The 24,384-nt window shown below is 67.0% G+C and carries 23 protein-coding genes; 6 read left to right on the top strand and 17 right to left on the bottom strand.

The features are described 5' to 3' along the window. Positions 1-2 precede the first annotated feature (2 nt). Genes VA613_RS04955 through VA613_RS04940 form a run of 4 tightly spaced genes read left to right on the top strand, consistent with a single transcriptional unit; the run spans position 3 to position 4,217 of the window. Positions 3-1,154, top strand: coding sequence for an efflux RND transporter periplasmic adaptor subunit (locus VA613_RS04955; RefSeq protein WP_324780749.1), 1,152 nt, complete (start codon positions 3-5; stop codon positions 1,152-1,154). Beyond that, entirely contained in the window at positions 1,151-1,822 is a 672-nt protein-coding gene (locus tag VA613_RS04950) for an ABC transporter ATP-binding protein (protein ID WP_324780748.1), read from the top strand. Before VA613_RS04955 ends, VA613_RS04950 begins: the two co-directional genes overlap by 4 nt. Then, a complete protein-coding gene (locus VA613_RS04945; RefSeq protein WP_324780747.1) occupies positions 1,819-3,021 on the top strand; it encodes an ABC transporter permease in 1,203 nt (400 codons plus the stop codon). Before VA613_RS04950 ends, VA613_RS04945 begins: the two co-directional genes overlap by 4 nt. Continuing rightward, positions 3,018-4,217, top strand: coding sequence for an ABC transporter permease (locus tag VA613_RS04940; RefSeq protein WP_324780746.1), 1,200 nt, complete (start codon positions 3,018-3,020; stop codon positions 4,215-4,217). The genes VA613_RS04945 and VA613_RS04940 overlap by 4 nt, the downstream gene beginning before the upstream one ends. 47 nt (positions 4,218-4,264) lie before the next feature. On the opposite strand, the gene VA613_RS04935 is transcribed toward VA613_RS04940, so the two are convergent. From VA613_RS04935 to VA613_RS04905, 7 genes are all read right to left on the bottom strand, one after another. After that, positions 4,265-4,990, bottom strand: coding sequence for a hypothetical protein (locus VA613_RS04935; protein ID WP_324780745.1), 726 nt, complete (start codon positions 4,988-4,990; stop codon positions 4,265-4,267). A gap of 98 nt (positions 4,991-5,088) precedes the next feature. Continuing rightward, positions 5,089-5,397: a hypothetical protein gene (locus VA613_RS04930; protein ID WP_324780744.1), complete on the bottom strand. Its 309-nt coding sequence runs from the start codon at positions 5,395-5,397 to the stop codon at positions 5,089-5,091. Positions 5,398-5,510: 113 nt separating this feature from the next. After that, positions 5,511-6,422 (bottom strand): CoB--CoM heterodisulfide reductase iron-sulfur subunit B family protein, encoded by a 912-nt coding sequence (locus VA613_RS04925; protein WP_324780743.1) that lies wholly within the window; start codon positions 6,420-6,422, stop codon positions 5,511-5,513. A 10-nt stretch (positions 6,423-6,432) separates the two neighbouring features. Beyond that, a complete protein-coding gene (locus VA613_RS04920; protein WP_324780742.1) occupies positions 6,433-7,065 on the bottom strand; it encodes a 4Fe-4S dicluster domain-containing protein in 633 nt (210 codons plus the stop codon). Positions 7,066-7,079: 14 nt separating this feature from the next. Beyond that, positions 7,080-9,311, bottom strand: a complete 2,232-nt coding sequence (locus tag VA613_RS04915) for a hydrogenase iron-sulfur subunit (RefSeq protein WP_324780741.1) — start codon at positions 9,309-9,311, stop codon at positions 7,080-7,082. 3 nt (positions 9,312-9,314) lie between these two features. Continuing rightward, positions 9,315-10,598 carry a CoB--CoM heterodisulfide reductase iron-sulfur subunit A family protein gene (locus VA613_RS04910; protein ID WP_324780740.1) on the bottom strand — a complete coding sequence of 428 codons (1,284 nt, stop codon included), beginning with the start codon at positions 10,596-10,598 and terminating at the stop codon, positions 9,315-9,317. A 303-nt stretch (positions 10,599-10,901) separates the two neighbouring features. Next, positions 10,902-11,891, bottom strand: coding sequence for a hypothetical protein (locus VA613_RS04905; RefSeq protein WP_324780739.1), 990 nt, complete (start codon positions 11,889-11,891; stop codon positions 10,902-10,904). Between the two features lie 270 nt (positions 11,892-12,161). Between VA613_RS04905 and VA613_RS04900 the strand changes: the two genes are divergently transcribed. After that, positions 12,162-13,793, top strand: coding sequence for a peptide chain release factor 3 (locus VA613_RS04900; protein ID WP_324780738.1), 1,632 nt, complete (start codon positions 12,162-12,164; stop codon positions 13,791-13,793). 53 nt (positions 13,794-13,846) lie between these two features. Beyond that, the gene (locus VA613_RS04895) at positions 13,847-14,422 is read left to right on the top strand and encodes a nucleoside deaminase (protein ID WP_324780737.1); all 576 of its coding nucleotides are present in this window, start codon (positions 13,847-13,849) and stop codon (positions 14,420-14,422) included. Between the two features lie 35 nt (positions 14,423-14,457). Here VA613_RS04895 and radA read toward each other — a convergent pair whose 3' ends face one another. From radA to rpsA, 10 genes are all read right to left on the bottom strand, one after another. After that, positions 14,458-15,813, bottom strand: a complete 1,356-nt coding sequence (gene radA, locus VA613_RS04890) for a DNA repair protein RadA (protein ID WP_324780736.1) — start codon at positions 15,811-15,813, stop codon at positions 14,458-14,460. A gap of 2 nt (positions 15,814-15,815) precedes the next feature. Then, a complete protein-coding gene (cysM, locus tag VA613_RS04885) occupies positions 15,816-16,709 on the bottom strand; it encodes a cysteine synthase CysM (RefSeq protein WP_324780735.1) in 894 nt (297 codons plus the stop codon). Beyond that, on the bottom strand, positions 16,706-17,704 hold the full coding sequence (gene rfaD, locus VA613_RS04880; protein ID WP_324780734.1) for an ADP-glyceromanno-heptose 6-epimerase: 999 nt from the start codon (positions 17,702-17,704) through the stop codon (positions 16,706-16,708). Before rfaD ends, cysM begins: the two co-directional genes overlap by 4 nt. Further along, on the bottom strand, positions 17,701-18,636 hold the full coding sequence (gene rfaE1, locus VA613_RS04875; protein WP_324780733.1) for a D-glycero-beta-D-manno-heptose-7-phosphate kinase: 936 nt from the start codon (positions 18,634-18,636) through the stop codon (positions 17,701-17,703). The genes rfaD and rfaE1 overlap by 4 nt, the downstream gene beginning before the upstream one ends. Beyond that, positions 18,636-19,958 carry a UDP-glucose dehydrogenase family protein gene (locus tag VA613_RS04870; protein ID WP_324780732.1) on the bottom strand — a complete coding sequence of 441 codons (1,323 nt, stop codon included), beginning with the start codon at positions 19,956-19,958 and terminating at the stop codon, positions 18,636-18,638. The genes rfaE1 and VA613_RS04870 overlap by 1 nt, the downstream gene beginning before the upstream one ends. A gap of 12 nt (positions 19,959-19,970) precedes the next feature. Next, positions 19,971-20,669 carry an orotidine-5'-phosphate decarboxylase gene (gene pyrF, locus VA613_RS04865; RefSeq protein WP_324780731.1) on the bottom strand — a complete coding sequence of 233 codons (699 nt, stop codon included), beginning with the start codon at positions 20,667-20,669 and terminating at the stop codon, positions 19,971-19,973. Between the two features lie 36 nt (positions 20,670-20,705). Next, positions 20,706-21,872 carry a lipopolysaccharide assembly protein LapB gene (gene lapB / locus VA613_RS04860; RefSeq protein ID WP_324780730.1) on the bottom strand — a complete coding sequence of 389 codons (1,167 nt, stop codon included), beginning with the start codon at positions 21,870-21,872 and terminating at the stop codon, positions 20,706-20,708. Continuing rightward, positions 21,862-22,161 carry a LapA family protein gene (locus VA613_RS04855; RefSeq protein ID WP_324780729.1) on the bottom strand — a complete coding sequence of 100 codons (300 nt, stop codon included), beginning with the start codon at positions 22,159-22,161 and terminating at the stop codon, positions 21,862-21,864. Before VA613_RS04855 ends, lapB begins: the two co-directional genes overlap by 11 nt. Before the next feature lie 170 nt (positions 22,162-22,331). Continuing rightward, complete coding sequence (locus VA613_RS04850; RefSeq protein ID WP_324780728.1) at positions 22,332-22,616, bottom strand: integration host factor subunit beta; 285 nt, start codon at positions 22,614-22,616, stop codon at positions 22,332-22,334. Positions 22,617-22,619: 3 nt separating this feature from the next. Further along, a complete protein-coding gene (rpsA, locus tag VA613_RS04845) occupies positions 22,620-24,338 on the bottom strand; it encodes a 30S ribosomal protein S1 (RefSeq protein WP_324780727.1) in 1,719 nt (572 codons plus the stop codon). Positions 24,339-24,384 lie beyond the last annotated feature (46 nt).

Raw genomic sequence — 24,384 nt, 5'->3', positions numbered from 1 at the left:
TCATGATCAAACCGAAAACCGGGCTTCGACTCGTCGTCTTCACCCTTGTCGCCGCCGCCCTCGTCTTTGCCGGCTGGCGCCTCACGCGCCCCAAGCCACCCGAGGTCGAGGTGGCGACGATTGCGCGCGGCCCCGTCGAATCGACCGTGGTCAACACGCGTGCCGGCACGGTCAAGGCCTGCCGGCGCGCCAAGCTCGCGCCGGTCGCGGGTGGCCAGATCGTGAAGATGGAAGTCAAGGAAGGCGAGCGCGTCAAGGCCGGCCAGCCCCTGTTGGAACTGTGGAACCGCGACCTGGCGGCGCAGCGCGAACTGGCCAACCGCCAGCTCGCCACCAGCGAGGAACGGCGCCGCGAGGCCTGCATTCTCGCCGACAATGCGCAGCGCGATGCCGACCGCACGCAGCAGCTCGCCGCGCAGGGCTTCGTCAGCCCGCAGCGCGCCGAGGATGCGCGCGCCGATGCGCGCTCGCGCCGCGCCAGCTGCGATGCGCTCGCCGCCGACGTCAAGCGTGCCCAGGCCCAGGTCCGCGTCGCGCTCGCCGGGCTGGAGCGCACCACGCTGACCGCGCCGTTCGCCGGCATCGTCGCCAAGGTCACCGGCGAAGTTGGCGAGTTCACCACGCCTTCGCCGCCCGGCATCCCGACGCCACCCGCGGTCGACCTGATCGACGACAGCTGCCTCTACGTCAGCGCACCGATGGACGAGGTCGACGCGCCGCGCCTGCAGCCCGGCCAGGCTGCCCGTATCACGCTCGACGCGCTGCCGGGCAAGACCTTCCCGGGGCACGTGCGGCGCCTCGCGCCCTATGTGACCGAGGTCGAGAAGCAGGCGCGCACGGTCGACGTCGAGGTCGACTTCGACGCGCCGCCGCGGCAAGCCCTGCTGGTCGGCTACAGCGCCGACGTCGAAGCCATCGTCGCGCGCCACGACGACGCGCTGCGCGTGCCGACCCAGGCGATCCAGCAGGACGGGACGGTGCTGGTCCTCGGCAAGGACGACCGGCTCGAGACGCGCCGCATCAAGACCGGGCTCGCCAACTGGGCGTACACGGAGGTGACGGACGGCCTCGCGGCCGGCGACCGCGTCCTGCTGTCGTTCGACCAGGAAGGCGTGAAGGCCGGGGTGAAAGTCACCCCGAAGGCCGCGCCGTGATCCGCCTCGCCTCCGTCACCCGCGTCTTCCGCATGGGCGACCAGGAGGTACGCGCGCTGAACGGCGTCAGCCTCGACATCGCTTCCGGCGAATACGTCTCGATCATGGGCCCCTCGGGTTCGGGCAAGTCGACGCTGCTGAACGTCATCGGCCTGCTCGATCGCCCCGACGGCGGACGCTACGAGCTCGACGGCCGCGACGTCACGGACCTGTCCGAGACCGAGCGCGCACGCGTCCGGCGCGAGAAGATCGGCTTCGTGTTCCAGTCGTTCCATCTGGTGCCGCGCCTGACCGCGGCGGAGAACATCGAGCTGCCGCTGATGCTCGAGGGCATCGCGCCGGCCGAGCGCAAGGCCCGGGTCGATGCCGCCCTCGCGGCCTTCGACCTCGAGGACCGCGCACGCCATCGCCCGGCCGAGCTCTCCGGCGGCCAGCGCCAGCGGGTGGCGATCGCCCGCGCCACGATCCTGCGCCCGACCGCGATCCTGGCCGACGAGCCCACCGGCAACCTCGACCACCGCATCGGGGCCGAGGTGATGGAGCTGCTCGAGAACCTGCACCACGCCGGCACCACGCTCATCGTCGTCACCCACGACCGCGAGCTCGGCGCCCGCGCCCACCGCCACATTGCCATGCGCGACGGCGAGATCGTCGCCGACGCGCGATGACCGCGCTCGACACCCTGAAGCTCTCGTTCGCGACGGTCGCGAGCTATCGCACCCGCTCGCTGCTGATCGTGCTGGCGATGTCGCTCGGCGTGGCGGCGGTGGTGGTCCTGACCGCGCTTGGCGACGGCGCACGGCGCTATGTCGTCGGACAGTTCTCCTCGCTCGGCACCAACCTCGTCATCGTGCTGCCGGGCCGCGCCGAAACCGCGGGCGGCTTCCCCGGCGCCGCGCTCGGCCAGACGCCGCGCGATCTCACCCTCGATGACGCCGTCTCGCTCACCCACCTGCCGCAGGTGCGCCGGATGGCGCCGCTCAACGTCGGCGTCGCCGAACTCGCCGCCGGCGGGCGGCTGCGCGAGGTGACCGTGCTCGGCAGCACCGCCGACCTGCTGCCGATCCGCCACATGAAACTGGCGCAGGGCCGCTTCCTCGCGGGCGGCGGCACCGAGCGCGCGCAGATCGTGCTGGGCAGCGTGCTGGCGCGCGAATTCTTTCCCGACGGACACGCGGTCGGCCAGCGCGTGCGGCTCGGCGCCAGCCGCTTCCTGGTGACCGGCGTGCTCGCGCCGCAGGGCGAGTCGATGGGATTCAACTCCGACGAGATCGTCATCATCCCGGTCGACTACGCGCAGGAGCTGTTCAACACCTCGACGCTGTTCCGCATCCTGGTCGAGGCGAAGAGCCGCGCCGCGATCGAGCCGGCCAAGGCCGCGGTCACCCATCTCCTCACGCTGCGCCACGAAGGCGAGGAGGACGTCACCGTCATCACCCAGGACGCCGTGCTCGCCACCTTCGACCGCATCCTGCGTGCACTGACGCTGGGGGTGGCGGGCATCGCCGCGATCAGCCTGGCCGTGGCCGGCATCCTGGTGATGAACGTGATGCTGGTCGCGGTCGCCCAGCGCACGGCGGAGATCGGCCTGCTGAAGGCGATCGGCGCGCCGGCGGCCGACATCCGCCGCCTGTTCTTCGCCGAGGCGCTGTGGCTGTCGCTGGCCGGCAGCGCGATCGGCTTCGCGCTCGGTCACGCCGGCAGCTATTTCATCCGCGTGGCCTATCCGCAGCTGCCGGCCTATCCGCCGGCCTGGGCAAGCATCGCTGCCGTCGCCACGGCGCTGCTGACCGGCGTCGTCGCCAGCCTGCTGCCCGCCGCGCGCGCCGCGCGGCTCGACCCCGTGCTCGCCCTCTCCGGAAAATGAGCGCCGCCGACACCCTGCGCTTCGCCCTGCACGCGCTCACCGCCCACCGGCTGCGCACCTTCCTGTCCGCATCGGGGATCGCCGTCGGCATAGCCGCGGTGATCCTGCTGACCTCGATCGGCCACGGCATCCACCGCTTCGTGCTCGCCGAATTCACCCAGTTCGGCACCAACATCGTCAACATCAGCCCGGGCAAGACGATGACCCACGGCGCCTCGGTCGGCGCCATCGGCAGCGTGCGGCTGCTGACGATCGACGACGAGCTCGCCCTCAAGGCGTCGCGCTTCGCGCAATACACCAACGCCGGCGTCATGGGCAACGCGGAAATCCGCGCCCACGGCCGCAGCCGGCGCGTGACCGTCTACGGCGAAGGGCCGGATTTCTCGCGTGCCTTCAGCATGCACGTCGCGGTCGGCCAGTTCCTGCCGCCCGACGATCCGCGCAACCCGCGCGCCTACGCCGTGCTGGGATCGAAGGTCCGCAGCGAACTGTTCGGCCACGCCAACCCGCTTGGCGCCGTCCTGCAGGTCGGCGCGACCCGCTTCCGCATCGTCGGCGTCATGGCGCCCAAGGGCCAGGTGCTCGGCTTCGACCTCGACGACACCGTCTACATCCCCACCGCACGCGCGCTGGAGGTATTCAACCGCGAAGGCGTGATGGAGATCCACGTCGCCTACAAGCCGGGATCACCGGTGCCGGCGGTGGTCGCCGACATCAAGCGCATCCTCGTTGCGCGCCACGGCCGCGAGGATTTCACGGTCACGCCGCAGCAGCAGATGCTCGACACGCTCTCCACGGTGCTCGACGTGCTGACCTTCGCGGTCGCCGCGCTCGGCGGCATTTCGCTGCTGGTCGGTGCGGTCGGCATGGTCACGCTGATGCACATCGCGGTGGCCGAGCGCGTCGCCGAGATCGGCCTGCTCACCGCGCTCGGCGCGACGCGCGCGCGCATCCGCACGCTGTTCCTGATGGAATCGACCGTGCTCTCCACGCTCGGCGGCGTCGGCGGGCTGGCGGTCGGCATCGGCATCGCCTGGCTGCTGAAGGCCACGGTGAGCGGCCTGCCGGTCAATACGCCATGGGACTACGCATTCGGCGCCCTTGCGGTATCCGTGCTGATCGGGCTCGCGGCCGGCGTCGTCCCGGCGATGCGGGCCGCGCGGCTCAACCCGGTCGACGCACTGCGGGCGGAATAGTCGGCGCAGCGCGGGGCGGCTCCGGTCCCCGGCATGCAGGCCTGTGCCTAATGATGGCCGCAGCCGCGCTCCAGCTCCACCAGGTGCGACAGGAGCTCGGAATGCTTCTGGACGTGGAAGATGTAGCGGGGCACCTCCCGATCGGTGGATTGCGCCATGAACGGCTCGCCCCAGAAACTCAGCAGCGCCTCCGCACCCCCGCTATGCTGGCTGTCCGCGAGGATGAACGACACGTTCTCGGCCAGCGCGCACCAGCGCGGCTCCCTCACCTTGGACGCGCCGATGCACGCGGCGATCTTCGGCTGCACCTCCGACTCCCACAATTCCTTCTGGCTTTCGTCCAGGACGAACTGGATCGACGCGACCATCGGGTTCTCCACCGCAGGACGCAGCAGTGCATCGAACAGCGGCTGCGGCTTGTACATCGACAGGCAGACGTTGAACCAGATGGCGTCGCCCTTCATGTGACGGGCGAAGGTCTCGCTCACCGAGCGGATCTGGCGCGGCCCGACCAGCATCACGTCGGGCGCCTTCAACGTCGCCTGGATCCTGCGGATGGCATGCTCCGTCCGTTCGACCTGCTCCGCGGTCCGTTCGTTGCTGCGCGCATGGCGCAGGAAATTCACGAACAGGAGGGCCAGCAGGGCGAGCACGATGGACAGGATGACCGGCTCGTCCACGACGTGCAGGAAATGCAGGACGATGGCCGCCACCGCCGCCAGAATTCCGGCGACGGCATCCCACTCGTAGCTGAGCAACTTGCTGGCTCTCATACCGGGCTCCCTCCGAACCTTCCGCGGCATACCGCGGGTCCTCCCGCTTCATCGGCCAGCCGCGACGACGCCCGGCGCGATCGACCGCCCCGCTGCCGTCAGGGCTCGTAGCCCTCGCGGTGCGTCGCGTTGATGGTGCGCAGCAGTTCGCGGAACGGGATGTCGCGCTCGTGCTTCTTGAACAGCGGCATGTAGGACAGGTCCTCGCCCTGCCCGACGCCGCCGTACTTGCCCGACACCATCGACTCGTGCAGCTCGCGCAGCATCTTGTCCAGGCTGTCGAGATACGGCGTGTAGGTCGATGCCTCGTCGTCGTCGTGCTCCAGGCAGGCGCGCAGCTCGTCGACCTCGTAGACGGCTTCGTGGACCAGGTCGATCAGTTGCTCGAAGTCTTTGGCTCGTTTCATGTTCGTGCGTGTCTCAAGAAAATTCGCGGCGCATCGCCTGCCCATTTCTACCCCAATCTCGCCAAGAAAAACAGGGGCCTCGGCCCCTGTCTCGTCTTCGCAGCCGGAACGGGTCAGCGCTTGACCGGCTTGGCGGCGATTTCCTCCAGCCTGCGCGCCTTGATCACCTGGCCGTTCAGCGCGGCTTCCTTGGCGCTGCCGCCGTAGGCCACGACCATCAGCTGGCTGTAGTACAGCACCGGGATGTTGAACTTGGTGCCGTAGCGCTGGTTGATCTGCCCCTGGTAGATTTCGACGTTGGCCTGGCACAGCGGGCACGGCGTGACGATCATCTCGGCGCCGTGGTCGTAGGCCGACTCGACGATATCCTTGATCTGCGCCTGCGCCTTCTCCGGCTCGGAGAACGCCAGCGCGCCGCCGCAGCAGGTCACCTTCATGTCGTATTCGGGGATCGACTCGGCGCCGACCATCTCGACCATCTTGTCGAGGTACTTGGGGTTCTCGAACGACTCGCCGGCGACGCCGAACGGACGGTTGGTCTGGCAGCCGACGTAGCCGGCGATCTTCACGCCTTCGAGCGGACGCACGACGTGCTTGGCCATCTCGTCGAAGCCGAGGTCCTCGATCAGCACCTCGACCATGTGGCGGATCTCGGGCATCTCGTTGATCGTGAGGCCGGCCTCCTTCAGCGCCTCGCGGGTGTCCGCCATCAGCGTATCGGAGTGTGTCAGGCGCTCGCGGGTCTCGCGCGCGCCCAGCCAGCAGGCGGCGCAGGTGGCGACCATTTCCTGGCCGGGGAGGTTCTGCTCGGCCAGCGCGAAGTTGCGCGCGTTCATCACGTGGCGCGGCAGCTCGCCCGCCTCGGCGTAGCCGATCGAGGCGCCGCAGCAGTTCCAGTCGGGGATCTCGGTCAGCTTGACGTCGAGCGTCTTGCACATCGACTCGACCGAGGTCAGGTAGTTGGAGGCGGAAGCGCCCTTCTGCGACGAGCAGCCAGGGTAAAACGCGTATTCATGTTTGGCCATATTTCTCTCCTCAGCCCGCCATCTTGGCGGCCTTGCGGGCGCGCTCGATTTCGTAGGCCTTCTTCAGCATCGCCTGGATGCCCTTCTGGTCCTTGCACTTGTGGCCGCCCAGCAGCTCGAAGGGGTTGAGCCGCTTGGCCTTCATCAGGCCGAGCGCGACGTCCTTCATCTTCATGCCTTCCTTGATGCCGGCACCGAAGCCGTCCTTGAAGTAGAGCCCCATCGACAGCTTCAGCTCGTTGACGCGCCCGGTCTTGGTCGCGTTCTTCCAGAACAGGCCGGAGAAGAACCGGGTCGGCTGCATCTTCGGCGCCTTGCCGAGGCGGTGCGCGTACTCGGCGATGCCGTGCATGATGTGGGTGATCGGCAGCTTGCGCGGGCAGCGCACGATGCAGTTGTAGCAGGACGTGCAGTTCCACATCGAGGTCGTGGTCAGCACCTCCTCGCGCTTGCCGGCGCGGATCATCATGAAGAGCTCCTGCGGCGGATGCTCCCAGGCGCTCTGGAAGTTGGTCGGGCAGGAACCGGAGCAGACGCCGCATTGCATGCACATCTTGACCCAGTCGCCCATCTCGACCTGTTCTTCGATCTCCTTCAGGAAGTTGTTGCGGTACTTCGCCGCCATTGCGGTATCTGCGCTCACTTGGAACTCTCCTGTTAGAAGCCTTTGAACGGGCTGGGGCCGATGGCGACCAGCTCTTCAACGTACTTGTTGATCATCTCGGGCACGCGCTCGATGTCGGTGATCGCGACCTCGAGGTCACGCACGCGCTGCGACTCGAGGTTCAGCGTCTTCAGCGTGTCGTCGATCTTCGACATGCGCACGCGGCCGAGCTCGGAACCCTTGACGAAGTGGCACTGGTACTCGTCGCCGTGCTTGCAGCCCATCATCATCACGCCGTCGTAGCCGGCGTTCAGCGCGTCGGTCACCCAGATCGTGTTGACCGAGCCCAGGCAGCGGATCGGGATGATGCGCACGAAGGCCGAGTACTCGTTGTGGTTCATGCCGGCCATGTCGAGCGCCGGGTAGGCGTCGTTCTCGCACGCCAGGATCAGGATGCGCGGCTTCTCGCTGAACTCGTCGGGGATGTCGACCGCCTTGACCTGCGCGCCGACGGTGTTGACCGAGTAGTTCTCGAACGAGATCACGCGCACCGGGCACGCGCCCATGCAGGTGCCGCAGCGGCGGCAGCGCGACTCGTTGAACACCGGGAAGCGCTTTTCATCCTCGTCGATCGCGCCGAACGGGCATTCGACCGTGCAGCGCTTGCACTGGGTGCAGCCCTCCAGGCGCACCTTCGGGAACGACAGGTCGCCCGAACGCGGATGCGCGGCACGGCCAAGCTCGGCGTTCTCCAGCGCCTGGATTGCCTTCAGCGCAGCGCCGGTGGCATCCTCGCGCGCCTGCGCGATGTCCATCGGACGGCGCACCGGGCCGGCCGTGTAGATGCCGGTGCGGCGGGTCTCGTAGGGGAAGCAGATGAAGTGCGAGTCGGTGAAACCCTGCTTCAGCTGCGGCACGTCCGGGCCCTGGCGATAGTTCAGGTTGAGGATGGAGATCGGCTTGACCTCGACCTCGCCTTCGACCGCTTCCTTGGGCGCGGCGAAGATGTCGACGCCGGAGTTCGGCACCTGGCCGGTGGCGAGCACCACCAGGTCGACGTCGGCCACCGCGGCGTCCTTGTCGTCGAGGATCAGGTCGTGGAACTTCACCGTGCTGGTCGCGCCGCCCGGCACGACCTGGGACACCTTGCCCTTGGTGAAGATCACGCCCTTTTCCTGCGCGCTGCGGTAGAAGTCCTCGCCGTTGCCGGGGGTGCGCAGGTCGGTGTAGATGACGGTCGTGTCGACCGCAGGATTCGCGTCCTTGAAGTACATCGCCTGCTTGATGCTGGTGTTGCAGCAGGAGCCCGAGCAATACGCAAGGTGGGTGCCGGAGGAATCGCGCTGGCCGGCGCACTGCACGAAGACGACGGACTTGACCGGCTGGTTGTCGCTGGGGCGGCGGATCACGCCGTCAGCGGCCGCGGCGGCCTTTGCCAGCGCCTCGAGGCCGAGCTGGTCGACCACGTTGGGCGACTGCCCGCCGCCGAGCTCGGGCAGCTTGTTCATGTCGTAGAGCGTGAAGCCGGAGGCCTGCACGATGGCGCCGATGTCCTCGGTGTGCGTCGCGCCCGATTCGGTCGCGATTTCGACGACGAAGCGGCCGGGCGCGCCGTCGGTCTTGGCGACGGTCGCATTGAGGTACACCTTGATGTTGCTGTCGCCCATCACCTGCGCGACGAGATCCGCGACGCCGGTGTCGGCGGGCGACTTGAACGGCTCGTGCACCGGGATGCGCTTGTAGAGCTTGCCCGCCATGCCGCCGAGTTCGCCGGTCTTCTCCACCAGCACGACCGGATAGCCGGTCTTCGAGGCCTCGATCGCAGCGGTCATGCCGGTGACGCCGCCGCCGACGACCAGCAGGGTCTTGCTGCTGCCGGTGTTGGGGTTGCCGCCGGGCGCGGTCATCGCCTTCACTTCGGCGCAGCCCATGCGGATGTAATCTTCCGCCATGTCCTGCGTGGTTTCGCGCGCCTCGTCGGTATCGGGGCGGATCCAGATCACGCCCTCGCGCAGGTTGGCGCGCGCCACCGCGTTGGCCGGAAAGTAGAATGCCTCGGTCTTGGCGCGGCGCGAGCAGGCGCCGATCATGAGATGGGTGACGCCCTCGTTGGCGATGTCGTTCTTGATCATCGCGACGCCGTCGGCCGAGCACAGGAAATCGTGCGTCTTGGCCATCGGCACCTTGCCGTCCTTCTGCGCGATCTTGACCAGCGCGTCGGTGTCGAGACGCTCGCCCAGTCCGCAGCCCTTGCAGATGTATGCTGCGACTTTGATATCCGCCATGGTTTAAGCCTCCGCCTTCGCTACTTTGTTCACCACCTGGATCGCGCGCAACGCGGCAGCGGTGGCCGATTGCACTGCACGGTTCACATCGAACGCATTCGACGCGCAGCCGGCGCCGAACACCGCGCCGTTGGCCGGATCGGCCTCGATGAAGCCGGAGGAATCCGCGACGATGTGGCCGGGGATGTTGACGCCCTTGACCGAGGGCTCCATGCCGACCGCCAGCACCACGAGGTCATGCGCGGTCGTGTAGCGCTTGTAGCCCTCGGTGTTGACGCCCCAGCACACCGGGTTGCCGTTCTCGTCTTCCGAAATGCGCGCGACCTTGGACTTGACGAAGGTCACCGACGGGTCGGCCTGCACCTTCTGGTAGAAGTCCTCGAAGCGGTCGATGGCGCGGATGTCGATGTAGTAGATGGTCGACTTGCCGTCTTCCGGATACTTTTCGCGCACGTAGTGCGTCTGCTTGAGCGAGGCCATGCAGCAGATCCGCGAGCAGTGGCGCAGGTGGTTCTCGTCGCGCGAGCCGGCGCACTGGATGAAGGCGATGTTCTTCGCTTCCTTGCCGTCGGACGGACGCAGGATCTTGCCGCCGGTCGGACCGTGGATGTCGGCGAGACGCTCGAATTCGACACTGGTGATGACGTTCTTGAAGCGTCCGTAGCCGTAGGGCTGGATCTTCGCCGCATCGTACGGCTGCCAGCCGGTCGCCCACACCACCGCGCCGGCCTTCACCTGGATCGTCTCCTCCTTCATGTCGAGATCGATCGCGCCGTACTTGCACGCGGCCTTCGCCTTCTCCGCGTCGGCCGTGCCGATGATCGAGGGATCGAGCACGTAGCGCTGCGGATAGGCCATCGCGTTCGGCAGGAAGGCTGCCTTGTGCTTGCCGAGGTTGTAGTTGAACGGGTCGTCGACCTCGGTCTCGACTGCGCGGCCGCAGTCGCCGCAGGCGGTGCAGTTCTCGTTCACGTAGCGCGGCTTGACCTTGACGGCGACCGTGTAGTTGCCGGCGCTGCCTTCGATGCCGGTGACCTCGGCCAGCGTCAGCACGCGCACGCGCGGATTGTTCTTCAGACGGCGCAGGTTGATTTCCAGCCCGCACACCGGATGGCACAGCTTGGGAAAGTAGCGATACAGCTGGGAGGTGCGTCCGCCCAGTGCGGGATTCTTCTCAACCAGAACGACGTTCTTGCCGGTTTCGGCCGCTTCGAGCGCGGCGGTCATGCCGGAAATCCCGCCGCCCACCACGAGTATGGTCTCGTTGGTTGCAACATGCTCCGTCATTGTTTCCTCCATCCGATGGATGCAAAGCCATTTCGAAGTACCCGGGAGTGAAGGCCTTGAATCCTCCCAGATAGCCGGTTTCGAACCCGGATTCAAACCTCCGAAATGGTACTCCGAACGCCGCTCGCGCCGCCACGCGCAAGTGCGCAATCTCAATCGAAGTTTTCTATGCCGGAATAAGAGGAAATGTTTGAGCCGTGCCTGCGCACCGACGCGGATCGCAAAGGCACGACAACATGGCGCAGCGCCGGTCGCCGGCCGGCATCGCCCGCTCGACGAGGCGTCGCGCGCCGGAGGGTCAGCCTATCCGCGCAACCGCTCCGCCGTGCGGCGGCGGACGCCGGCCGCCAGGACGATGCAGCCGGCGATCCACAGCACGCCGGTCCCCGGTTCGGGAACCGGCGCCGCGAGGAAACCATGGAACTGGCCGGTGCTGTCCTGGTAAGTGCCGACGATCTGGCCAGACATGTTGATGCCGGCGGCGCCTGTCGCGCTGGCCCCCGGAACATCGAGCGTGATGAAGCTTCCGCCATTGGCAAGGAATCCGTGGTGGATGCCGGCACTGTCCTCGAACGAACCGACAATTTGACCCAAATCGTTGATGCCCATGACAGAAGTATTGACTGCACCGGGCGCATCAATCGTGCTGAAGCTGCCGCCCATGTCGAGGAAGCCGTGGAGTCCGGCACCGTCCTGGTAAGTACCAACGACTTGCCCAGCGGTGTTGATGCCAACCGCGTTGGTGAGAAGCGCACCGGGAATATCGATGGTTGCGAAGTCTCCAGCGGTTTCGATGAAACCATGCCCGCCCCCGAGGCTCGAGAAGTAGGATCCGACAACCTGACCGGCGCGATTGATTCCGTTCGCAATCGTCAAGCTCGCTCCGGGCGCGTCGATGATCGTGATGCTGCCGCCACTGGCGAGGAATCCGTGGCGGAAGCCGGCACTGTCCTGGTAGCTGCCGACGATCTGGCCCAGGTCATTGATGCCCGATGCGGCCGCGGAGGGGCCCAGCGAGCCAGCCGGCACATCGATCGGCGTGAAGGTTCCCGCGTTGAACAGGAAGCCCGTTCCGAGGCCGCTGGTCCCCAGAAAGGGGCCGAACGTCCCGACCATCTGCCCCGAGTTGGTGATACCGGACAGCCCGGTCACTCCGGTCGTCCCCGGGTAGTCGATCGTCGTGTAGCTGTACGCGGCGTGCGCATTCGCCGACGCGAGAAGTGCCACCGCCAGGGCGACGCCCATCCATGTCCGTCTGCCCCGAATACCCGGTTTGCTTGCCTGCCCTGCCATGCCTCTCTCCTTCCTCATTGTCGTGGTTCGCTGTGCGATGCCGATGGCCGCCCCTGGCAAGCAATTAGCATTCCTCGTCTAGGCTTTCCGTGCCGTTTCAATCGCTTGGAGACCGCGCCGTGGAGGCCCGAGCGCCCAGGTGTAAGAATTTCCGACGCAATGCAGCGCCGCAGGATGTCGGGTGCGCCAGGGTTCAGGCATGCCATTACCACGTTTCGCCAAGCCCGTGCGCTCCGGTAAAATGCCAAGTTTTCCTGCTTCACCTCCCCGATGGAATCCACCCAGACCGCGCCGGCCCAAACCGGCGATCCCGCCTTGGCGCGCGACGTCAAGAAGCGCCGCACCTTCGCGATCATCTCCCACCCCGACGCGGGTAAAACGACGCTGACGGAGAAGCTGCTGCTGTTCGGCGGCGCGATCCAGATGGCCGGCACGGTCAAGGCCAAGAAGAGCGGCAAGTTCGCCACCTCCGACTGGATGGCGGTCGAGCAGGAGCGCGGCATCTCGGTGGCGAGCTCGGTGATGCAGTTCGCCTACGGCGACTGCGTGTTCAACCTGCTCGATACGCCCGGCCACAAGGACTTCTCGGAAGACACCTACCGCGTGCTGACCGCGGTCGATGCCGCGATCATGGTGGTCGACGCCGCCAAGGGCGTCGAGGAGCAGACGATCAAGCTGCTGGAAGTGTGCCGGATGCGCAATACGCCCATCATCACCTTCATCAACAAGCTCGACCGCGAGGTGCGCGAGCCGCTGGAACTCCTCGACGAGATCGAGTCGATCCTGCAGATCCACTGCGCGCCGGTGACCTGGCCGATCGGCATGGGCAAGCGCTTCCAGGGCGTCTACCACCTGATCCACGACGAGATCCTGCGCTTCAAGGCCGGCGAGGAGAACGCCGGCCAGCAGTTCGAGTCGCTGCAGGGCCTGGGCGAGGCGAAGCTGCGCGAGCTGTTTCCGCTCGAAGCCGACACGCTGCTCGGCGAGATCGAACTCGTGCGCGGCGCCGGCGCCACCTTCCAGATCGACGATTTCCTCGCCGGCAGGCAGACGCCGGTGTTCTTCGGTTCCGGGATCAACAACTTCGGCGTGCGCGAAGTGCTGCGCGCGCTGTCCGACTGGGCGCCGCCGCCGCTGCCGCGCGAGGCCGTCCAGCGCACGGTCGAGCCGACCGAACCCAAGTTCACCGGCTTCGTGTTCAAGATCCAGGCCAACATGGACCCGCAGCACCGCGACCGCATCGCCTTCTTCCGCATCTGCTCGGGCCGCTACAGCCCCGGCATGAAGGTCCGCCACCGCCGCACCGGCAAGGAGATGAAGATCGCCAACGCGGTCGTGTTCATGGCCAACGAGCGGCAGCGCTCGGAGGATGCCGTCGCCGGCGACATCATCGGCATCCACAACCACGGCCAGCTGCAGATCGGCGACACGTTGACCGAGGGCGAAGCGCTGCAGTTCAAGGGCATTCCCTACTTCGCCCCGGAACTGTTTTCCAAGCCGCGCCTCAGGGATCCCCTACGCGCCAAGCAGCTCAACAAGGGCCTGCTGGAGCTCGGCGAGGAAGGCGCGGTGCAGGTTTTCGAGCCCTTCGCCGACAACACGCTGCTGATCGGCGCAGTCGGCCCGCTGCAGTTCGAGATCGTCGCGCACCGGCTCAAGACCGAATACGGCGTCGACGCGACGTTCGAGAATGCCGGCATCCACACCGCACGCTGGGTCACCTGTCCCGATGCGCAGCATCTCGCCGAGTTCACCAAGGCGAATTCGCTGCGGCTGGCGAAGGACGTCGACGGCAACCTGGTCTACCTGGCGGATACGCGGGTGAATCTGCAACTGGCGCAGGAGCGCTGGCCCAAGGTCGCGTTCCACGACACGCGGGAACACGGCCAGCAGCTCAGCTAGACGCGGGATTCAGGGGCGGCGCGGCGCTTGCGCGCAGATGCTACGATGCCGCGATGAGCACCGCCCTCGAATTTGAATTGCCGGACTTCCTCGTGCGCGCCAACGCCCGCGAGCTCTTCTTGCCGCCGGGCGACGAACGCATGCGCTTCGTGCTCGACCTGGCCCGCGAGAACGTTGCCGCCGGCGGCGGCCCCTTCGCCGCCGCCGTCTTCGAGCACGCAAGCGGCCGCCTCCTGGCCGCCGGCGCAAACCGCGTGGTGAGCTCGGGCTATTCCTGCGCGCACGCGGAGATGATCGCGCTGACCCTCGCGCAGCGCCGCCTCCGGCATTACGACCTCGGCGCGGCGTCCTTTCCGACCTGCGAACTGGTCAGCAGCGCCGAGCCCTGCCTGATGTGCCTGGGTGCCGTGCTCTGGTCGGGGGTACGAATCCTGAGTGTCGGCGCGCGCGGCGAAGACGTCACCGCGCAGGGCTTCGACGAGGGCCCGAAGCCCGCCGACTGGGTCGGCGAACTGCGCCACCGCGGCATCGAGGTCCATGGAGACGTGCTGCGGGACGAGGCCCGCGAAGTCCTGCGCGCCTATCAGGCGGCCGGCGGCCCGATCTACAACGCGCGCCGCGCCACGTAGCGCGGCCTGGAGACGTCCGCCGACACAGGCGGGCGTCAGCCTTCCCGGAACAGGCGAATCGCCTCGTCGAGGCGATGCACTGCGTGCACCGTCATGCCGGCGATCTTCTGCTTCGGCTGGTTGGCGGCCGGCACGATGGCCTGCGTGAAGCCGAGCTTGGCCGCTTCCTTGAGGCGCTCCTGGCCGCGCTGCACCGGGCGGATCTCGCCGGCCAGGCCGACCTCGCCGAACATCACGAGCTTGTCGGGCAAGGGCTGGCTCCGGAGCGACGAGACGATCGCCGCCAGCACGGCGAGGTCGGCGGCCGGTTCGCTGATCTTCACCCCGCCGACCGCATTCACGAACACGTCCTGGTCGAAGCAGGCGATGCCGGCGTGGCGGTGCAGCACGGCAAGCAGCATGGCGAGCCGGTTCTGCTCCAGGCCCACCGAGAGGCGGCGCGGGCTCGGCGCATGGCTGGAATCGACCAGCGCCTGGATCTCGACCAGCAGCGGCCGCGTGCCTTCCTGCGTCACCAGCACGCACGAACCCGGCACCGGCTCGCCGTGGCGCGAGAGAAAGATGGCCGATGGATTGGACACGCCCTTGAGGCCCTTCTCGGTCATCGCGAACACGCCGATCTCGTTGACCGCGCCGAAGCGGTTCTTGAACGCGCGCACCAGCCTGAACGAGGAGCCGGTGTCGCCTTCGAAATACAGTACGGTGTCGACGATGTGCTCGAGCACGCGCGGCCCGGCGATCGCGCCTTCCTTGGTGACATGGCCGACGAGGATGATCGCGCAGCCGCTCTGCTTGGCATGGCGCGTGAGCTGCGCCGCGCATTCGCGCACCTGCGCGACCGAGCCGGGCGCCGAGGTCAGCGCCTCGGAATACAGGGTCTGGATCGAGTCGATCACGGCGACCGCGGGCTTCATCGATTCGAGCTGCGCGAGGATGGCCTCGAGCCGGATTTCCGGCAGCACCGGGAGATTCGTCTCGGGCAGCGAAAGGCGCCGCGCGCGCAGCGCGACCTGGCGCGCCGATTCCTCGCCGCTGACGTAGAGCGTCTTCAGTCGCCCCGACAATCCGGCGAGCGCCTGCAAAAGAAGCGTGGACTTGCCGATGCCGGGGTCGCCGCCGATCAGCGTGACGCCGCCTGGCACCAGGCCGCCGCCGAGCACGCGGTCGAGTTCGCCGATGTCGGTCGCGATGCGGCTTTCCTCGGAGGCCTCGACGTCATGCAGCAGCTGGACCTGGCTCGTCGCAGCGAGCGCGGCGAAGCGTGGCCTGGCGGATTCAGCGACCGTTTCGACCAGCGTGTTCCAGGCGCCGCAGGCCGGGCACTGCCCCTGCCACTTGGGCGACTGCCCGCCGCACTCGGTGCAAGTGTAGATCGTCTTGGCTTTGGCCACGCTTACGCGGGGAAGACGCCGGTCGACAGGTAGCGGTCGCCGCGGTCGCAGACGATGGAGACGATCACCGCGTGCTCGACTTCCTTCGACAGCTGCAGCGCGGCCCACAGCGCGCCGCCCGACGAGATGCCGGCGAAGATGCCCTCCTCGCGCGCGAGCCGGCGGGTGGTCTCCTCGGCGTCCTGCTGGCTGACGTAGATCATGCGGTCGACGCGGCTCGTATCGCAGATCTTCGGCACGTATTCGGCCGGCCATTTGCGGATGCCGGGAATCTGCGCGCCTTCGGTCGGCTGCACGCCGACGATCTGGATGTTGGGGTTCTGTTCCTTGAGGTAGCGCGAGCAGCCCATGATGGTGCCGGTCGTGCCCATGCTGGAGACGAAATGCGTGATCCTGCCCTGCGTGTCGCGCCAGATCTCGGGGCCGGTGGTGCGATAGTGCGCCTCCGGGTTGTCGGGGTTGGAGAACTGGTCGAGGATCTTGCCGATGCCCTGCTTCTCCATCGCCACTGCCAGGTCGCGCGCGCCTTCCATGCCCGCCTCCCTGCTGACGAGCTGCAGCTCCGCGCCGAAGGCGCGCATGGTCTGGCGCCGTTCGATCGACAGGTGCTCCGGCATGATGAGGATCATCTTGTAGCCGCGCATTGCCGCCGCCATCGCCAGCGCGATGCCGGTGTTGCCGCTGGTCGCCTCGATCAGGGTGTCGCCCGGCTTGATCTCGCCGCGCGCCTCGGCGCGCTCGATCATCGACAGCGCCGGCCGGTCCTTCACCGAGCCGGCCGGGTTGTTGCCCTCGAGCTTGACCAGGATCGTGTTGGTCGTGTCGCCCGGCATGCGCTTGAGGCGCACCAGCGGGGTGTTGCCGACGGTATCCTCGATGGTCTTGTAGGTGCTCATTTCTTCAGCAGGTGTTCGATGTAGCGCGCGGTGCCTTCTTCGACGCTGTAGAACGGCGCATCATACCCCGCGCCGCGCAGTGCCGAAATGTCCGCTTCCGTATAGCTCTGGTACTTGCCCTTCAAGGCATCGGGAAAGGCGATATAGCTGACGATGCCCTGCGCCTGCAACTCGGCCAGGCTGAGCGCCGGCTGGCCATCGGCGGCGCGGCAGGCGTTGACCGCCGCCACCGCCACGTCGTTGAAGCTCTGGCAGCGGCCGGTGCCGACGTTGAAGATGCCCGAGGACTCGGGATGGTCGAGGAACCACAAATTGACGCGCACCACGTCCTCGATCGAGACGAAGTCGCGGCGCTGCTCGCCATTCGGGTAGCCGTCGCAGCCTTCGAACAGCTTCACGCGGCCTTCGGCGCGGTACTGGTTGAAAAAGTGGAAGGCGACCGAGGCCATGCGCCCCTTGTGCTGTTCGCGCGGGCCGTAGACGTTGAAGTAGCGGAAGCCGACGATCTGCGCGGTGCGGTCGGCCCACAGGCGGCGCACGCTCTGGTCGAACAGGAACTTGGAGTAGCCGTAGACGTTGAGCGGCGACTCGAACTCGCGCGATTCGGAGAACACGCGCCCGGCCCCGTAGACGCTCGCCGACGAGGCGTAGAGGAACTGCGCACCCTCGTCCTGGCAGAACTTCAGCAGCGCGCCGGAGTAGCGGTAGTTGTTCTCCATCATGTAACGGCCGTCGGTCTCCATGGTGTCGGAGCATGCCCCCTCGTGGAAGATCGCCGCCACGCTGCCGTCGAGCACGCCCTGCTCGACGAAGTCGAGGAATTCGGCCTTGTCGAGGTAGTCGGCGATCTCGCAGTCGGTCAGGTTCCTGAACTTGTCCGCGCGGGTCAGGTTGTCGACGGCGATGATGTTGGTCTCGCCGCGTTCGTTCAGCGCCTTGACGATGTTCGATCCGATGAATCCGGCGGCGCCGGTAACGACGGTGTACTGGCTCATGCTGCGTCTCCAAAAACCTCTGCGGCGGTAGCCACCGCCGTGCCGAACTTGCCGACCACGATGCCCGCGGCGCGGTTCGCCAGCCGCATGGCCTCGATGCCGTCCGCCCCCGCGGCCAGCGCGACCGCAAACGCCGCGATCACGGTGTCGCCGGCACCGGAGACGTCGAATACTTCCTGCGCCCGCGTGGCCTCGTGGTGCGCGCCCGTCGCGTCGAAGAGGCTCATGCCCTCCTCGCTGCGGGTCACGAGCAGCGCCTCCACCTGGAAGCTCTGGCGCACCGCGCGCGCCTTGTCGGCCAGCTCGGCCTCGCTCTTCCAGCTGCCGGCCACCTCGCGGAATTCGCTGCGATTGGGCGTGACCAGCGTGGCGCCGGCGTAGCGCGCCCAGTCGTCGCCCTTGGGGTCGACGAGGATGGGCTTGCCAGCCGCGCGCGCCAGTTCGATCATGCGCGTGACGTGGGTGAGCCCGCCCTTGCCGTAGTCCGACAGGATCACCGCGTCGCAGTCGGCGAGCAGCCTGGAATACTCCTCCAGCTTGGCCGCCAGCACCTCGTGGCCGGGCTGGGTCTCGAAGTCGACGCGCAGCAGCTGCTGCTGTCTACCGATGATGCGCAGCTTGGTGATGGTCGAGAAGGCGGGATCCTCGTGCAGGTGGACGGCGAACGGCTCGGCCCCGAGCAGCGACCGCAGCGCCTGCCCGGCCTCGTCGCAACCGACCACCGACAGCAGGCTCACCTGCGCACCAAGCGCGGCCGCGTTGCGCGCGACGTTGCCGGCGCCGCCGATGCGATCCTCGTTGCGGGTGACGTGCACGACCGGCACCGGCGCCTCGGGCGAGATGCGCGAGACCTCGCCGAACCAGTAGCGGTCCAGCATCACGTCGCCCACCACGAGGATGCGGGCGCCGCGGATGGCGTCGCGCAAGGCCATCACGGACGGCCGATCGGCAGGTAATCGAAGCCCATCCCGCGCATCGCCTGGGGCTCGTAGAGATTGCGGCCGTCGAAGATCAGCGGCGTCTTCAGCAGCGCCTTCATGGTGTCGAAGTTCGGGCTGCGGAAGACCTTCCATTCGGTGACGATCAGGAGCGCGTCGGCCCCCTTGAGCGCGTCCATCGGGCTGTCGACCAGCAGCAGGTCGGCGCGCTCGCCGTAGATGCGGCGCGTTTCCTCCATCGCCGCCGGATCGTAGGCCGACACGGTCGCGCCCATCGCCCACAGCGCTTCCAGCATGGTGCGGCTGGGCGCCTCGCGCATGTCGTCGGTGTTGGGCTTGAACGCCAGGCCCCACATGGCGAAGCGCTTGCCTTTCAGATCCTTGCCGAAGCGCGCCGTCAGCTTGTCGATCAGGATGTGCTTCTGCGCGTCGTTGGCCTCCTCGACCGCATCGAGCACGCGCAGCGGCACGCCGTTTTCCTGCGCGGTGCGGCGCAAGGCCTGCACGTCCTTGGGGAAGCACGAGCCGCCGTAGCCGCAACCCGCGTAGAGGAAGTGGTAGCCGATGCGCGGGTCGGAGCCGATGCCGTGGCGCACCTGCTCGATGTCGGCGCCGAGTCTTTCCGCCAGCACCGCGAGCTCGTTCATGAAGGAGATGCGCGTCGCCAGCATGGCGTTGGCCGCGTACTTGGTGAGCTCGGCGCTCTTCACGTCCATCACGGTCAGGCGGTCGTGGTTGCGCTGGAACGGCGCGTAGAGTTGCCGCAGCAGCTGGGTCGCGCGTTCGCTCTCGGTGCCGATGACGATGCGGTCGGGCTTCATGAAGTCGTCGACCGCCGCACCCTCCTTGAGGAATTCCGGGTTGGAGGCGACATCGAATTCGATCGCCGCGCCACGCTTCGCAAGCTCCTCGGTGAGCGCGGCCTTGACCTTGTCGGCGGTGCCGACCGGCACGGTCGACTTGTCGACGACCAGCCTGTATTCACTCATGTGGCGGCCGATGTTGCGTGCGGCCGCGACCACGTACTGCAGATCCGCCGAGCCATCCTCGTCGGGCGGCGTGCCGACCGCAATGAACTGGATCTGGCCGAACTTCACCGACTCCTCGATATCGGTGGTGAAGAACAGGCGGCCTGCTGCGACGTTGCGCTTCACCATGTCCTCCAGCCCCGGCTCGTAGATCGGAATGCCGCCCGCCTTGAGGATCTCGATCTTGGTGGGGTCGACATCGAGGCACAGCACCTCGTTGCCGACCTCGGCCAGGCAGGTTCCGGTCACCAGGCCGACGTAGCCGGTACCGATCACGGTGATTTTCACAACATACTCCCTTCAAGCATTATGAATGTCGGACTGAATGGCCTTCAGCGCGACGAGCGGATCGACGGCGCCCGTGATGGGCCGGCCGATCACCAGGTCCGTCGCGCCGGCGCGCAGCGCTTCGACCGGCGTCATCACGCGCCGCTGGTCGCCGCGATCGGCGCCCGCCGGCCGGATGCCCGGCGTCACGAGCCGGAAATCGGTCCCCAGGCTGGCACGCAGCATCGTCGCCTCCTGCGCGGAGCACACGACACCGTCGAGCAGGCAGTCGTGCGTCAGCCGCGCGAGCCGCAGTACCTGATCGGCCGGCGCGTCCGCCACGCCGACCTCGCTCAGGTCCTCGGCGCTCATGCTGGTCAGCACCGTCACCGCGATCAGCAGCGGCGGATGCGGCAGGTCAGCGAGCGCCTCGCGCGCGGCCGCCAGCATGCGGCGCCCGCCCGAGGCGTGCACGTTCATCATCCACACCCCCAGCCCCGCCGCCGCGCGGCACGCCGCCGCCACGGTGTTGGGGATGTCGTGGAACTTGAGGTCGAGGAAGACCTCGAAGCCGCGCGCCACCAGCGCACGCACCAGTTCCGGCCCCGCCGCGGTGAACAGCTCCTTGCCCACCTTCAGCCGGCACAGCGCCGGATCGAGCCGGCCCGCCAGCGCCAGCGCCGAGGCGGCATCCGGAAAGTCCAGCGCCACGATGATCTTGGTTGAATTCATCGCTTTCCCCGCAACCTGCAACGTGAATCCTGCATCTCAGCCTTCGCCCTCGCGTCGCTCCGGATCGAAGCTGTCCCAGCGTCCGCACGCCGGGCAGCGCCAGAAGAACTGCGCGGCCTTGAAGCCGCAGCTGCCGCACTGGTAGCGCATCATGCGCTGGCTGTGCGAGGCCACGAGATTCTTCTCCACCTGCAGCAGTTCACGCGCCTCAGGCGGCGCGTTGACGAGCTCGGCCTCGAGCAGGCGATCGAGCGTGCGCAGGCTAGGGTTGCGGCGCAACTCCTCGCGGGCAAGCTGGCTGGCCGCGGCCGCGCCTTCGGTCTCCGACACCGCGAGGTAGAGCGCATTGAACAGGTCGGGCGACGGTTGCCGGCCATACAGCGCGCGCAGCCACTGCACGCCTTCGGCGAGCCGGCCCAGCTGGCGATAGCTGGCGAGCACGCGGTCGACCACGAGCGCCATGTGCACCGCGCTCTGCGTCTCGACGAGGCGCCAGTCGGCAATCGCCGCCTCGTGCCGGCCCGCTGCCGCATCGAGGTCGCCGGCCATCATGTTGGCGCGCACCGACTGGCGATTGGCGGCGAGGGACTGCTTCAGGTGATCGGCGGCCGCGTCGGCATTGCCCCTGGCCGCCTCCAGCAGTGCCAGCTCGCAGTGGAAATGCGCAATGTCCGCGTTGAGCGGCTTGCTGGTGTCCTTTTCCAGCACGCGGGCAGCGTCGATCGCCTTCTGCCAGTCCTTTTCCTGCACGTAGATTTCCAGCAGGTAGGTCCGCGCGAGGCCGTGCCGCGAGGTTTCCAGGAGCTTGCCGAACACCTGCTCCGCCCGGTCGAGCAGGCCGGCCTTCAGGTAGTCCTGCCCGAGCTCGGCCATCGCGCGCAGGCGCTGCTCCTCGGCGAGGCCTTCGCGCTCGAGCAGGTTCTCGTGCATGCGGATCGCGCGATCGAGTTCACCGCGCCGGCGGAACAGGCCGCCCAGCGCGAAGTGGAGGTCGATCGTCTCCGGTTCGAGCTTGACGACCTCGAGGAAGGCTTCGATTGCCTTGTCCGGCTGCTCGTTGAGCAGGAAATTCAGGCCGCGGAAGTAGGAATTGGGCAGCGCGCGCGATTCCGTCACCACCTGACGGATGTCGACCCGCGCAGCGAGCCAGCCCAGGGCGAAGAACAGCGGAAAGACCAGCAGCCACCAGTACTCAAATTCCATGATGCGGCGGCAGCAAGTCGGTCTGCATGGTGGTCTCCGCCTCTTCCGGCAACGGCCTGCGCGCGATCTCGCGTCGCTGGCGGAACACCGTGGGAAGCAGGGCGGCGAGGCCGAACAGCGCGCCTATGACGAACGCCAGGCCAAGCATGACGATCAGCGGCGCCTGCCACACATAGCCGAGATAGGAGTAGAACGTTACCGTGTGGCTGTTCTTGAGGGCGAACCCCAGCACCAGCAGGAACACCAGCAGTTTGAGCGCCAGCCCCAGGTAGCGTGTGAGATTTTTCATGGGTCGTCGGGTGTCGTTGCCTTCCATTCTACCGTCGGCGACGCGCTTCAAAAAGCGCATGGGCAAAAGAAAACGGCGCATGACGCGCCGTTTTCCTCATGCCAGGACATGGCATCCATGTTGCGGGGGCATTCCCGCGCCGTCAGCCGGCGAGCCGGCTGCGGTCCCACTCAGAGCGGAAAATCCACCCGGTCGCGCAACTCCTTGCCCGCCTTGAAGTGCGGCACGTACTTGGCCGGCACGTGGACGCGCTCGCCCGACTTGGGATTGCGGCCGAGACGGGCCGGCCGGAAGCTCAGGCTGAAGCTGCCGAAACCGCGGATTTCGATGCGCTCGCCGCGCGACAGGTTCTTCGCCAGCGCGTCGAGGATCGTCTTCACCGCCATTTCGATATCCGCAACGGAGAATTGCGAATGCCGCGACGCCAGCTGGGCGATCAGCTCGGATTTGGTCATGGATTACTCGGCGTTCTTGTTGTCGAGCTTGGCCTTCAGCAGCGCACCGAGGTTGGTCGAGCCGCTGGAAGCGGCCGACTCGGCGGCCAGCTTCTTCATCGCCGCATCCTGCTCGTTCATGTCCTTGGCCTTGATCGAGAGGTTGATGACGCGGTTCTTGCGGTCGACGTTGATGATCATGGCTTCGATCTCGTCGCCTTCCTTGAAGTGGCTGCGCATGTCCTCGACGCGGTCGCGCGAGACTTCGGAGGCACGCAGGTAGCCTTCCATGTCGCCGTCGAGCTGGACGGTGGCGCCCTTGGCTTCGATGGTCTTGATGGTGCCCTTGACGATGCTGCCCTTCTCGTGGCCCGACGCGTAGCTGGAAAGCGGATCGCCTTCAAGCTGCTTGATGCCGAGCGAGATGCGCTCGCGCTCGAGGTCGATGCCGAGCACCACGGCTTCCACGTCCTGGCCCTTGCGGAAGTTGCGCACGGCCTCTTCGCCCGGCACGCTCCACGACAGGTCGGACAGGTGGACGAGGCCGTCGATGCCGCCCGGCAGGCCGATAAACACGCCGAAATCGGTGATCGACTTGATCGCGCCGCTGACCTTGTCGCCCTTCTTGTGGTTCATCGAGAAGTCTTCCCACGGGTTCGACTTGCACTGCTTCATGCCCAGCGAGATGCGGCGCTTGTCCTCGTCGATGTCGAGCACCATGACTTCGACCTCGTCGCCCAGCTGGACGATCTTGGAGGGGCTGACGTTCTTGTTGGTCCAGTCCATTTCGGACACGTGCACCAGGCCTTCGATGCCTTCCTCGATCTCGACGAACGCGCCGTAGTCGGTGAGGTTGGCGACCTTGCCGAACATGCGGGTGCCCTGCGGGTAGCGGCGGGCGATGCCGACCCACGGATCGTCACCCAGCTGCTTGATGCCGAGCGAAACGCGGTTCTTCTCGGTGTCGTAGCGCAGGATCTTGGCTTCGAGTTCCTGGCCGACGTGCACCACTTCGGAAGGATGCTTGACGCGGCGCCAGGCCATGTCGGTGATGTGCAGCAGGCCGTCGATGCCGCCGAGGTCGACGAACGCGCCGTAGTCGGTGATGTTCTTGACCACGCCCTTGACGATGGAGCCTTCCTTCAGGCTTTCCATCAGCGCTTCGCGGTCGGCGCCCATGGTCTCTTCCAGCACGGCACGGCGCGACACGACGACGTTGTTGCGCTTGCGGTCGAGCTTGATGACCTTGAACTCCATTTCCTTGTATTCGTAGGGGGTGGTGTCCTTGACCGGGCGCATGTCGACCAGCGAGCCCGGCAGGAAGGCGCGCAGCCCGCCCACCAGCACCGTCAGGCCGCCCTTGACCTTGCCCTGCACCATGCCCTTGACGACACGGCCTTCGTTCATGGCCGCTTCCAGATCCAGCCACGCGGCCAGCTTCTTGGCGCGCTCGCGCGACAGCTTGGTCGCGCCGAAGCCGTCTTCGATCGACTCGATGGCGACGGAAACGAAATCGCCGATCTTGGCTTCGATCTCACCCTGGTCGTTCTTGAATTCCTCGAGGGGGATGAGGCTCTCGGACTTGAGGCCGGCGTTCACCGTCACGAAGTTGTTGTCGACGGCGACAATCTCGGCGGTGATGACTTCGCCCTGGCGCATTTCCTGATGCGACAGGGACTCCTCGAACAGGGCGGCAAAGCTTTCCATGGCAGAGGGGGTGGAGGAAGCGGTAGCAGTAGACATTAAAAACCTTCAGTCCGTCGGTGAGGACGGGGTTGGTTGCACATCG

Source organism: Thiobacillus sp. SCUT-2, from assembly GCF_035621355.1.
GTDB classification, from domain to species: Bacteria; Pseudomonadota; Gammaproteobacteria; order Burkholderiales; family Thiobacillaceae; genus Thiobacillus; species Thiobacillus sedimenti.
The sequence above is the reverse complement of the archived record's forward strand: the minus strand, read 5'-3'. Positions and strand labels throughout refer to the sequence as shown.